This is a genomic window from Chitinophaga sp. RCC_12 (genome assembly GCF_041360695.1).
In the GTDB taxonomy this organism is placed as follows: Bacteria; Bacteroidota; Bacteroidia; order Chitinophagales; family Chitinophagaceae; genus Chitinophaga.
On record NZ_JBFUPS010000003.1, the window covers coordinates 448,279 to 460,332 of the forward strand.

General features: G+C 48.3%; 9 protein-coding genes. 7 read left to right on the forward strand and 2 right to left on the reverse strand.

The window, feature by feature from the left end:
* The first annotated feature begins 6 nt into the window (after nucleotides 1-6).
* The 5 genes from AB6805_RS11535 to AB6805_RS11555 all read left to right on the forward strand — a co-directional run bounded on the left by AB6805_RS11535 (nucleotide 7) and on the right by AB6805_RS11555 (nucleotide 8,363).
* The gene (locus tag AB6805_RS11535) at nucleotides 7-594 is read left to right on the forward strand and encodes an RNA polymerase sigma factor (RefSeq protein WP_370909578.1); all 588 of its coding nucleotides are present in this window, start codon (nucleotides 7-9) and stop codon (nucleotides 592-594) included.
* A gap of 88 nt (nucleotides 595-682) precedes the next feature.
* Nucleotides 683-1,870, forward strand: a complete 1,188-nt coding sequence (locus AB6805_RS11540; protein ID WP_370909579.1) for a FecR family protein — start codon at nucleotides 683-685, stop codon at nucleotides 1,868-1,870.
* Nucleotides 1,871-2,211: 341 nt separating this feature from the next.
* Nucleotides 2,212-5,673, forward strand: coding sequence for a SusC/RagA family TonB-linked outer membrane protein (locus AB6805_RS11545; RefSeq protein ID WP_370909580.1), 3,462 nt, complete (start codon nucleotides 2,212-2,214; stop codon nucleotides 5,671-5,673).
* An 18-nt stretch (nucleotides 5,674-5,691) separates the two neighbouring features.
* Nucleotides 5,692-7,206 (forward strand): RagB/SusD family nutrient uptake outer membrane protein, encoded by a 1,515-nt coding sequence (locus AB6805_RS11550; protein ID WP_370909581.1) that lies wholly within the window; start codon nucleotides 5,692-5,694, stop codon nucleotides 7,204-7,206.
* A 20-nt stretch (nucleotides 7,207-7,226) separates the two neighbouring features.
* Nucleotides 7,227-8,363 (forward strand): redoxin domain-containing protein, encoded by a 1,137-nt coding sequence (locus AB6805_RS11555; protein WP_370909582.1) that lies wholly within the window; start codon nucleotides 7,227-7,229, stop codon nucleotides 8,361-8,363.
* A gap of 36 nt (nucleotides 8,364-8,399) precedes the next feature.
* Here the strand turns inward: AB6805_RS11555 and AB6805_RS11560 are convergent, their stop codons facing one another.
* Complete coding sequence (locus tag AB6805_RS11560; protein WP_370909583.1) at nucleotides 8,400-9,368, reverse strand: NADP-dependent oxidoreductase; 969 nt, start codon at nucleotides 9,366-9,368, stop codon at nucleotides 8,400-8,402.
* Nucleotides 9,369-9,498: 130 nt separating this feature from the next.
* Here AB6805_RS11560 and AB6805_RS11565 point away from each other — a divergent pair, with 130 nt between their 5' ends.
* Complete coding sequence (locus AB6805_RS11565) at nucleotides 9,499-10,350, forward strand: AraC family transcriptional regulator (RefSeq protein ID WP_370909584.1); 852 nt, start codon at nucleotides 9,499-9,501, stop codon at nucleotides 10,348-10,350.
* Between the two features lie 3 nt (nucleotides 10,351-10,353).
* On the opposite strand, the gene AB6805_RS11570 is transcribed toward AB6805_RS11565, so the two are convergent.
* Nucleotides 10,354-10,551, reverse strand: a complete 198-nt coding sequence (locus tag AB6805_RS11570) for a KTSC domain-containing protein (RefSeq protein ID WP_370909585.1) — start codon at nucleotides 10,549-10,551, stop codon at nucleotides 10,354-10,356.
* Nucleotides 10,552-10,819: 268 nt separating this feature from the next.
* On the opposite strand from AB6805_RS11570, the gene AB6805_RS11575 reads away from it, so the two are divergent.
* Nucleotides 10,820-12,004: an ROK family protein gene (locus AB6805_RS11575; protein ID WP_370909586.1), complete on the forward strand. Its 1,185-nt coding sequence runs from the start codon at nucleotides 10,820-10,822 to the stop codon at nucleotides 12,002-12,004.
* Nucleotides 12,005-12,054 lie beyond the last annotated feature (50 nt).

The window sequence follows — 12,054 nt, forward strand, 5'->3', positions numbered from 1 at the left end:
ACGATAATGCACGACAATATCTATATTGACAAATTACTGTTTCAGCGCATTTCTGAGGGCGATGAAGCGGCGTTTGGTATCCTCTTCAATACTTCCCTGACAACGCTGGAACCATTTATCCGGAAAATGGTGAAGTCGCCCGAGAACGCCAAAGAGGTGATCCAGGCTACTTTCCTGCGGGTGTGGCTGAGCCGCGACAAGCTCGCGGACATCGACCATCCGAAAGCCTGGCTATTTAAAGTGGCCGCCAACGAATGCTATACTTACCTGAAAAAAGAAGCCAATGAATACCGGCTGCGCGGAACGGCAGCGGTTACCGCCGATGACGCCGATACGGCTACCCGGCGGCTCACACTCAAAGAATTACATACTGTTATAGAAGAAGCCGTGATGTTACTGTCGCCGCAACGCCGGCGCATTTACCAGATGAGCCGCAATCGTGGTATGAAGATCCCGGAAATAGCCACGGAGCTGGATTTGTCGCCCAACTCTGTTAAAAATGCCCTGGTGTTTTCCCTGAAAGCCATACGGGAGCACCTGCGTCGCAACGGGCATGCCATCCCGCTTGTTTACCTGATTTTTATTTGCAGGTAAAAAATATTTTTAAACAGATAGGTCCTTTAGGTCGTTAGCCTATTCTTAATACCGGGGAGCCGTTTAAATCCCGGTTTTCTTTTTACGCATGCAGGAGCAAAGGGTCATATATTTATTGCAACAGCGACTTTCCGGTAACGAAACGGTCGAAGAGCAGGAAGAGTTGTACACATTGCTGGAAGACGACGGCAACATGGAAATACTCATGGCCGCGCTGACGGACCTGATGTGGCAGGCCCCTGCGGATACCGCACCCGCCGATACCGCCGCCCGCACCGCTTTGCTGCAAAGTATTACCGGCGCAGACCTTACCACTCCTTTTGTGGAAACGGTGCAACCGATGAAGTTTATACACCGCCTCTGGTGGGCGGCCGCCATAGTTACCGGCCTGCTGTTAGCTACCGGTTTATATTTCCTGCTCCGGCCGGTAGCCACCATGAAACCCGTTCCTGCACTCGCACAGCGTTATAAAAATGATATCGCCCCCGGCGGCAATAAAGCCATGCTCACCCTGGCAGACGGCTCCCAGATTGTGTTGGATGAAGCCAAAAATGATACGCTCGGCAAACAAGGCAGCACCAGCATCATCAAATTACAAAACGGGCAGGTACTGTACCATGCCACCGGCGCTACCGCCCCGGTTACTTATAATACATTAACCACTCCCCGCGGCGGACAATACCAGCTTACCCTGCCGGATGGCACCCAGGTGTGGCTCAATGCAGCCAGCTCCCTGCGTTTTCCTACAGCTTTTACAGGTAACAACAGAACGGTGGAACTCACCGGCGAAGGATATTTTGAAGTAGCTAAGGCGCCCGGAAAACCATTCCTGGTAAAGGCCAATGGCGCCGATATCACCGTACTGGGCACCCATTTTAATGTGATGGCCTATACGAATGAAAATGCGCTGGCAGTAACCCTGCTGGAAGGCGCTGTGAACGTAGGCCGCAACGGCGCCGTAAAAAAACTGCTGCCCGGCCAGCAGGCACGCATCAGCAACAGTAACAACATCACGGTAACAGGTACCGATGTGCAGGAAGCCGTAGCCTGGAAGAACGGCTTTTTTATCTTTGACCGGGCAGACATTACCACCGTGATGCGGCAGCTGGAACGCTGGTACGATATAGAAGTTGTATACGAAGGCGCACCACCCGAAATGCGCTTTGGCGGCGGTATGCAGCGTAGCCTGTCCCTATCGGGCATCCTCAAAATATTGGAAAAAAATGGAGTACTGTTTAAAATAGAAGGAAGAAAAATAACCGTATTACGATCGTAAGCAAGCCATATTTTTTAACACTTAAATCTGACCAGCTATTGTATTAGAAGTAATCAAAATCAACTAAAACCAGCGCCATTAAAAAACCAGTGATGGGCAAACATCACTGGTTACAGGCAATAAATTATTCGTGTAAACTCATTTTTATCACCGAAATCAAATGTATGATTTTAACTGCTTTGTTCCAAAACAGAGAAGAGGGATCGTATTCCCTTGTCCGCAGGCCTGATCATCACCACATCAACACTTCCGGAAAGCATCACCACCAATGCAGATCTTACAACCCGGTATTTGCCGGTACAATGAAAAAAAATAATCTGCCAACCAAAATTTGGAGGATCATGAGGTTATCTGCTTTATTACTAATGGCAGGCATGCTGCAGGTCAGCGCCAAAAGCGCTGCACAACGCATAACACTGTCTGTCAGAAACACACCGTTATCGACGGTCTTTACCACCATCAACCGGCAAACGGGCTACATCGTTTTTTATAATTACGATGCACTGCAAAGTACCCGCCCCGTTACGCTGGATATGAAGAACGCCACTATCCAGGAGCTACTGCATGTTTCACTCATGGGGCAGAACCTGGAGTATGCCATCGAAGACAAAACCATTACGGTCACCCGCATCGTGCCCCGCACGCCGGCATTGCCCGCCGTCCCGGCGCAGATCGTAATTACCGGGCGCATTACCGATGAAAATGGTATTCCGCTGCCCGGCGTTTCGGTAGTGGTGAAAGGCACCGGCAAAGGCACACAAACCAATAACAACGGGGAGTATACCGTTGCGGTGAGAGATGAAAATGCCGTGCTGTCGTTTTCTTATGTGGGCTACGAAAAACAGGAACTCGTAGTAGGCAAAAACGGCGTTATCAGCATCACGCTGAAACCATCCAATAATAAGCTCACCGGCATCGATGTGGTGAACACCGGCTACCAGACCATTTCCCGGGAAAGGGCCACCGGCTCTTTTTCGGTCATTGATCCCTATCGCCTCCGCGCTAAACTGAAACCGGATGTGAAATCAGCCCTTGAAGGTCAAGCCACCGGGGTGGTGCTCACCAAAGAAGGTAACCTGGAAATCCGTGGCGTGTCTACCTTGCTGGGCACTGCTGCCAGCGCACCCCTGCTGGTAATCGACGGGTATCCTTCCAGCGCGGGACTGGAATCTCTCAATATCGATAACATAGAATCGATCACCGTGCTCAAGGATGCAGTAGCCGCTTCTATTTACGGCGCCCGCTCCTCCAACGGCGTAATCGTAATCGCTACCCGCTCCGGCAGAAAAGGTGCGTTGCAGGTGGAATACAAAGGATCTACCGGCATCACGCTGAAACCCGATCTGTCGAACCTCAACAGGGCATCGTCTGCCGATTACGTGGATGCGGAAATAGAGCTCTATAACCAGGACCCCAACGACTATCTCACTACCTATAATAACTACGGCAGCACTTCCCGCGTTAACTACCTGCTGATTGCTAAGTCACAGGGATGGATGAACGAAAAAGATGTGACCGCCGAGCTCGATGCCCTGAAAAAAAACGACGGACTGGCACAGATGGAAAAATATTATTTCAGGAACCAGTTTACACAGCAACACAATATCTCCTTGTCCGGTGGCAGCGAAAAAAGTATGCTCAACGCCGCCGTGAGATATGTGTCCAATCAGAATAACACCGTCCGGAATTCAGACAACCGCCTCATCTTCGATGTGAAAAACGACTGGCAGCCCCGCAAAGGTGTGAACATCCGTCTGTTCTCCAATGTGAACTATGCCACTTCCGCTTCGCCGGTGCGTGGCTGGCAGGATATGCTGGCTTTCACCAACACCTCGTTGATACAACCGTACAACCTGCTGGTAGACCCGGCTACAGGAGAAACACTGAATGTGCCGTCTAAAAACCAGAAGAAGGAAGACCGGTATGCTGCGTTAACCGGGTTGAAACCACTGTACTACAGTCCGCTGGATGACCTGGGGCTGGAAACCTACAATACAAAAGCGTTGCAGATCCGGTTGGGCGGCAGCGTGAATGTAAAGATCTTCGACGGGCTGAACATAGAAGCAGGAGGTACCTGGAGCCGCGGCGATGCGCAAACCAGGTCGCTGTACGATAAAAAGTCTTACCGGGTGCGGCAATGGTACGATGATAATACTTCCATCTCCAACGGTTCCAAACATTATATCCCGGATGGCGCAGTGGTAAATGAAGCGCGCAATTTCAACCAGAGCTATATGTTCCGCACACAGCTGAACTTTAACCGGGTTATTGCAACCAAACACCGCGTAAGCGCCATCGCCGGTAATGAAATAAGCCGGAACACGGCAGATAACAATACCCTCCCAACCCGCTTTGGATACAACGATCAGGCAGGTACGTTTTCTACTTTTAACTATGCCGATTATAATGCAGGGTCTTATAATGCCGATATGCTGGGCACCAGCAGGCCTACAGCCAGCATAGGCAGTTATGCCTACCAGGATAACCGTTTTGTTTCCTGGTATGCCAACGGTTCCTATGAATATAATAACCGCTTTATTCTCAGCGGAAGTATCCGGCTGGATCAAACCAATTTCTTTGGCACCGATCCACGCTACCGCTACAAACCGTTGTGGTCTGCCGGGGGCACCTACAAACTGGCAGAGGAAAAATTCTTTCATGTACCATTGATTGATCGCCTTGATCTGCGCGCATCCTATGGTATCAACGGAAATATTTCCCTGAACTCAGGCCCTTTCCTGATCATTACCCCTGGCAGTTATTCCAATTATACCGGAGATGTATCTTACAGTATCTCTTCACCGCCTAATAACTCGCTCCGTTGGGAAAAAACAAAAAGCACCAACTTTGGGGTGGATATTTCCCTGCTGAACAGACGGATTAATTTAACCGCCGATTATTACCTGCGTAACAGCAGCGATCTGCTGGCATCCGATGCTATTGATCCAACACGTGGCTTCAGTTCCCTGGTGAAAAATATCGGGGAAGTAAGAAACAAAGGATATGAAATTTCAATAAATGCAGATGTATTGCGGAAGCGTAATTTCGTTTGGAACACCTTCCTCAACTTCAGCTACAACAATAATACGGTTGTTACCTATAATGTAAATTACCAGTATGCTTCCAGCGTTACCAATGGCGCGATCAAAAAAGCGGGTGATCCGCTGGATGCCCTTTATAGCTACCGGTATGCCGGCCTCGATAATAATGGCGTATCACAATTTTATACTGCCAAAGGAGAAAAAAGCGGCGGTGGCAACGTGGCTGTGGGCGACCTGATTTACAGCGGTACCCTGCGTCCGAAATATGCGATCAGCTTAACCAACTCTTTCCGTGTGCAGAATTTCGATTTATCTTTTATGTTTATTGCAAAGCTTGGGAATGTATTGAGGAGAGATGCCTTCAGCGGATCTAATATCCTGAACAAACATGTATCGGAAAGATGGAAACAACCGGGCGATGAAGCCAACACCATTTATCCTAAACTCAGCAGCTGGAATATGGATATGTTCTATTTCCCTTATTCAGACATTCTCATAGAAAGCGCCAGCTACATGAAACTCCGGGATGTAACATTAACCTACGATATTAACCCGCGTCTGCTGAAACGCATCGGCTTCACCAGTACCCGGATTTATTTCCAGACAAGGAACCTGTTCATGATCACCGCCAACAGCGATCACCGCGATCCTGAAACATCAGAACTGAACCTGTCCGGTGGTACCGGCGCCTTTACAGAACAAGGATTTTCTTCCCTGTCGCTGCGGCCGGAATTTTATGTAGGGTTATCATTCAGTCTTTAACAATTAACTACGGCGATCATGAAACAGCGTATACTCATACTGGTTATTATCATGGCGGGAAGTATCAGCTCCTGCAAAAAGTTCCTGGATGTAAAACCAAAGGGAAAACTGATCCCTTCAGAGGTGGCAGACTTTGATCACCTGCTGGATAACAGCAATATTGCCCAGTGGGTGTTTATTGATAACAACACCGGGTGTAACCTCGGCTACCTGACAGATAACCTGTCGCTTTCCGATGGTATCGGGAATATTAGTTACAAAGCGAACAACCATCCTAACATCGACCGTTACTGGGCCTATGTTTTCAGGCAGCCTTACAAAAATCCGTCTACGTCGGATTATTTCTGGGATTGGGGCACTTACCGCTCTATGGCTTATTTCAACAACGTGATAGATGGCATACGCGCTATTCCTAACCTCAGTGCAGAAAATCAGCAGTATGCAAAAACAGTAGTGGCGCAGGCACTGGTAAACAGGGCCTGGTCGTACTTTATTACCACGCTGGTGTATGGTCCGGTATATAAGCCTGGTTCACCCAATGATACCAAAACCATTCCTTATGTAACCAGTGCTGATATAGGCGCAGCGTTACCGGATTTATCCACACAGGAACAGGCCTTTGCACAGGTGAAGAATGATGTGCTCACCGCTTTGCCGGATGTGCCGGAAGTAACCAACTGGCCTTCCCGTCCGAACAAAGTGGCAGCTCAGGCGTTGCTGGCATACTATCACCTGTTTACCCAGAAGTACGACAGCGTGGTGTATTATGCTAATCTCGCCTGGACCGCCGCCAGCAAAGGCGGCACTGATAAACTGATTTATGACTACAACAGCTTTTCGTGGACGGATCCCACCAACCTTATCAACAGTACCATTAAAGGACCGGATAATTTCCTGAGCGCTGCCAACAGCCGTGAAAACCTGTTGTACCGCAATCTTGATGCCGGCGCCGGCAGGTCTTCCTCCAGCTATCCTTCCGATGAAGTGATTGCGTTGTACGACCAGGCCAATGACCTCCGGTTTAAATATTTCTTTTTAACAGCGCCGGGGTATAAAACCACTTACAATAATGTGGTGTATGATGATGGTAACCGCATCCAGTATTATCGCGGTTCCAAAACCAACATGACCGCCGGGTTCTCATATCCCGAACTGTTGCTGATGCGTGCAGAAGGATATGCCCGCACCAACCAGCTGGCCGCCGCCATCGGCGACCTCAATACGCTGCGCCGCTATCGTTACAAAACCGGAACGCCTACGCTTCCGGTAGGGTCCCAGGATGAAGTGATTCAACAGGTGCTGGATGAAAGAAGAAGAGAGCTGCCGTTAGGTTCATTCAAACGTTTCCTGGACCTGAAAAGACTTTGCCTCGAAACCGGCAAGCCCTGGTGCAAACCTAAAATACAACATAAGATAGGCACGGAAACACACGAAGGAACCGTGGATTCAAAAGACTTTATTTTAACCATCTCCAACGTGATATTGAAGTTTAACCCGCAATGGAATATACCGCTGGATGGAAGACCATTTTAAATCATAAAATTAAAAACCAAATGAAACACATCTTAGTATCAATGCTGGCGTTATTCCCGGCAGCGCTCCTGGCGCAGGACGGAACATATGTGCTGAAAGGAAAAATAGGGACACTGGATGCTCCCGCCAAACTGTTTCTCACTTACCGGGCCAATGGCACTGTGGTAAGGGATTCAGCGGCCTTGCAGCAGGGCATATTTGAATTTAAAGGCAAAGTAGGCGACCCTGTAAAAGCGACGCTGGTATTGCGTCATACCCCGCCTACCAATATGATGTCTTATAAGTCTGATATGTTGGCGGTATACCTTGAAAAGGGTACCATTGTTCTCAGTGGCAAAGATTCCGTGTATAATGCTACTATAAAAGGTTCCCGTCTTAACAATGATCAGCAGCGCCTGCAGGCAAAGCTGAAAGCAACGGCTGCGCAAAAGGACCAGCTCACAGAGGATTATATTGCCGCTACGGAAGAAGCCCGTAAATCATCTGAATTCCGGAAAACTTACGATGGAAAAAGTAAGGCTATCCGCGAAGAAGAAAAAAAGATCTACCAGGCGTTTATAAAAGAAAATCCTGCATCCCTGGTAAGCCTGGATGCCCTGCAAAGCAGTGCCGGCTCCGTTCCTGAAAATCCTGCGGAGCTGGAAACAGTTTTCAATACGTTATCTCCTGCGGTAAAGGAAAGCAAAAAAGGAAAAGAAGTGGCTGCCCTGATCAATGGCTGGAAGCAAACTGCTGTTGGCGCTACTGCGCCCGTGTTTACACAAAATGATACATTAGGCAAGCCGGTAAACCTTACCGATTTCCGCGGCAAATATGTGCTGGTGGATTTCTGGGCCAGCTGGTGTGGTCCCTGCCGTGCAGAAAATCCGCACGTGGTAGCAGCCTTTAATAAATACAAAGACCAGTCCTTCACCATCCTGGGCGTATCACTGGATCAGGCCAACGGGCACGATGCATGGCTGAAAGCCATTCATACTGATCAACTCACCTGGACGCATGTATCTGATCTGAAATACTGGGAAAATGAAGTAGCGAAATTGTACGGTGTTCGTGCAGTACCGCAAAATTTCCTGCTGGATCCGGCAGGGAAAATAGTGGCCAAAAACCTGCGTGGGGAAGACCTGGATAAAAAACTGGCAGAACTACTGCCGCATTAATAACAGCCGGGCATACCCGGCCGCTATCCATATTTGTTAAAGGGTTACTACGATCTTTCCTTTCGTAGTGCCCTTTTTCATTTCATCTATGGCCGCCCGCATCTGGTCGAACGGAAACATTTTATCGATGTAAGATTTTATTTTTCCTGATTGCAGCAATACGGCGATGGCGTCAATCGCTTTTTCATCGGAGGTAACGCCGGTGAAGCGTACATCAAATCCCTTCGACTGGTAGTATTGGGTGGTAGCTGCCGGCAAAGCATGCGGCAGGTAGAACAGGGCAGCGCCCGGCGCAAAGTGTTTTTCATACAGGGAGGCCGGGTATCTTCCGCCGGAATCCAGTACCAGGTTCAGTTGCAGGCTATCTGCCTGTTCAAAATCAAAGTGGTGATAGTCGATGATCTCATCGGCGCCCAACTGAAGTACCCAACCAGCGTTAGCGGCGGTAGTTACGGCTATTACATAGGCGCCTGCTGCTTTAGCCATTTGCACGGCATAATGACCAACGCCGCCTGCCGGTGCAGTGATGAGCACACGGTCGCCTTTTTTCACACTGTAATGTGTATGCAGGTTTTGCCATGCCGTAATGGCCGCCAGTGTTGCCGCAGCTGCTTCTGTAAAGGATATATTGACCGGTTTTTTAGCAAGATGGATAGCCGGCGCCGCGACGTACTCCGCGAATACGCGGCCATGCCCCGGCATCCTGATCATCCCGAATACTTCGTCGCCTGTTTTGAATTTGGTGACAGCGCTGCCTACTGCCGTTACTACGCCGGCAATATCCGATCCCAGGATCAGCGGCGAAATGCCATCCAGGGCAGGGGCCCAGCTTGCCCGTAGCCCGTCGGACGTGGTATAGTCCTCCAGTGTTTTATAGTCGACGGGGTTAATGCCGATTGCTTTATTTTCAATGAGCACTTCGTCCTCAGCAATAGCCGGTATGGCGGTGTGTGATAGGGTGAGGGGCGCGTTTTTATCCAGTCTTTCTAAAATAATTGCTTTCATGTGATCTTCATTTTTTATGACAGCAAAGCTAACCAGCCACCCGCCGTTACGCCCGTACTGTAAAAGGAAATAGCAGTAACAGGATGGGATACCCCTTATGCAGCGGCAGTTTATTACTTACATTTACAGTATGGAAAAGGTACACGACCCGTTTAGCATCAGCATCACCACCCTGGAGCGCTGGGAAAAACGCAACCGCAGGAACAACTTTTTTGAACTGGTGTATATTCTCGAAGGCAGCGGGGAACAGCAGGTGGAGCATACCCGTTCCGGTTACAGCAAAGGAAGTATTTTCCTGTTGCCGTCGTCCGACTGCCATACCTACCGGATAGATCAGCCCACTACTTTCCTGTTTATCCAGTTCAACGCCAGTTTTTTTTCGGGAGAACAGGACTGTGTGATAGATTTCGGGAAATGGTTCTGCCGCCTCAATTTCATCATTGGTAATTATAACCGCAGGGCAGGGGAGCTGATTACGATGGATAGCGACAAACAGCACCTGGTTCGTTTACTGGAGTTACTGATGTATGAGCAGCAGCGTTCCGATAATCATTCGCGGCGCATTATGCAGGGACTGATGGTAGCCGTGCTGGAGCTGATAGCCCGCAATGTGGCGATGGAGCTTCCCGGCGCACAAGGCGTGGAAGGCAAACGTTTTGCAGACGTACTGCTGCATATTCAATATCATTTGCTCGACGAAGAAAAAATTACGTTGTCTTATTTATGCCAGCGTTTCAATATCTCGGCTACTTATTTCAGTGAATATTTCAAACGCAACGCCGGCGAAACCTACCAGGAGTTCGTGCTCCGTTCCAAATTAAAACTGGCCGAGGCAAAGGCGCTGTACACCGACCTGCCCTTTAAGGAAATTGCCTGGGACCTTGGTTTCACGGACAGCAGCCACCTGAATAAAATGATGAAACGGTTTTACCGGAAGGGGATGAGCGATATCCGGCGGCAAGCCATGCATGGCGCCGCATAATAGTTATTGGATCTTTTCAAAATCATAATGCCCTTTGATGTGTTTGTTGAGATAAATGCCCTTTGAACCGGACGACTTCATCGCCAGGTATACTGCTTCGGGCACGTCCTTGTAATCATATATCATCCCCGACACGAATATAATCCGGAGCGTACGCGTTTCTGCGTCATATATCATACGGGCTACCACAGATGAAGGCATACCGGTGCCGGATCAATTATCATACCGGTGCGACCTGCCAAACTGGCCATGGTCTGGAACTATTTTGCTTTTTTCTGATGTAAAATTAACATTTACTAGATAACTTATCGTATAATTTTGATAATTATCGCCAACTAATTAAAATTTTCATAAAAGTTCTTGCAGAATTTACAGAAGTTTGCCTATCTTGAATCAGCATTTTACTGATAATGTTGTTCACTTGTACCAAATTGATGTAGATTTAAACTGTAAGCAAACAATCATCTAAATGGTGTCTGATCGCCAGGAAATATTTAAAAAAACGTTATTAAAACACCTGTACTTTAGCAAGGAATTATCCTGTGCCGATCTCACGCTGCTCACCGGCAAGAGTCTCCCGCATACCACCAAATCTTTGAATGAACTCGTGAAAAGTGGTTTGGTATTGGAATCGGGGTATGCCATTTCTACTGGCGGAAGGCGCCCGCAGATGTACTCTGTGAAGCCGGACTACATGTACATTTTATCGGTAGCGATGGACCAGTTTGTAACCAGTATCAGTATACTGGATATGCAAAATAAGACAGTGGGAGAAGAACGCCTGGTGTCGCTGGACTTGTCGGCACATCCGGACGCCATCGCACAACTGGGGCAGGAACTGAAAGCATTTATTGATCATTCAGAAATTCCGTTGGAAAAGTTTGCAGGCATTGGTATCGGGATGCCGGGTTTTGTAGATGTAACTAAGGGCATTAATTATTCTTTCTTCGATAAACAATACGGCAGTATCAATGGATACCTCGAAGCGCTTACCGGTTTACCCGTGATCATTGACAATGACTCCAGTTTAATTGCGCTGGCAGAATGGAAACTGGGAGCAGCCCGGAACAGGCAAAATGCACTGGTCATTAATATAGGCTGGGGTATAGGTTTGGGAATGGTGCTGAACGGGGATCTTTTCAGGGGAGAAAACGGGTTTGCAGGGGAGTTCTCACACATCCCGCTTTTTACCAATAATAAGATCTGCAGTTGTGGAAAAATGGGATGCCTGGAAACAGAAACGTCATTGTCGGTGATTGCAGAAAAAGCAGTAGCTGGTATCAGGGAAGGAAGAACTACTGTTATGAAAGATTTGTCGATGGACAACCGCGACGACACGTTTAGAAAAATTATGGATGCAGCGGTAAAGGGCGATAATTACGCAGTGGAATTATTATCACAGGCGGGTTATCATATCGGACGCGGCATCGCCATCCTTATTCACTTGTTGAATCCAAACCTGATCATTTTAAGCGGGAGAGGAACATTAGCCGGAAAGTTATGGCTGGCACCTGTACAGCATGCGTTAAATGAACATTGTATACCAAAAATCGCTGAAAATATTGAAATAATAATCTCGCCTCTGGGGTATGCGGCGGAAAGACTTGGCGCTGCAGCACTTGTTATGGAACACCTCGATAAAGGCCAACTGTAGTAAAACAAAGCAATAACGTTCACTTGTATCAATCAAAAATGAGGCAGTAA

Excerpts from the sequence above, each read along its gene's own strand:
- AB6805_RS11535 (WP_370909578.1), top strand. The coding sequence starts at position 7 with ATGCACGACAATATCTATATTGACAAATTACTGTTTCAGCGCATTTCT.
- AB6805_RS11540 (WP_370909579.1), top strand. The coding sequence starts at position 683 with ATGCAGGAGCAAAGGGTCATATATTTATTGCAACAGCGACTTTCCGGT.
- AB6805_RS11545 (WP_370909580.1), top strand. The coding sequence starts at position 2,212 with ATGAGGTTATCTGCTTTATTACTAATGGCAGGCATGCTGCAGGTCAGC.
- AB6805_RS11550 (WP_370909581.1), top strand. The coding sequence starts at position 5,692 with ATGAAACAGCGTATACTCATACTGGTTATTATCATGGCGGGAAGTATC.
- AB6805_RS11555 (WP_370909582.1), top strand. The coding sequence starts at position 7,227 with ATGAAACACATCTTAGTATCAATGCTGGCGTTATTCCCGGCAGCGCTC.
- AB6805_RS11560 (WP_370909583.1), bottom strand. The coding sequence starts at position 9,368 with ATGAAAGCAATTATTTTAGAAAGACTGGATAAAAACGCGCCCCTCACC.
- AB6805_RS11565 (WP_370909584.1), top strand. The coding sequence starts at position 9,499 with ATGGAAAAGGTACACGACCCGTTTAGCATCAGCATCACCACCCTGGAG.
- AB6805_RS11570 (WP_370909585.1), bottom strand. The coding sequence starts at position 10,551 with ATGCCTTCATCTGTGGTAGCCCGTATGATATATGACGCAGAAACGCGT.
- AB6805_RS11575 (WP_370909586.1), top strand. The coding sequence starts at position 10,820 with ATGGTGTCTGATCGCCAGGAAATATTTAAAAAAACGTTATTAAAACAC.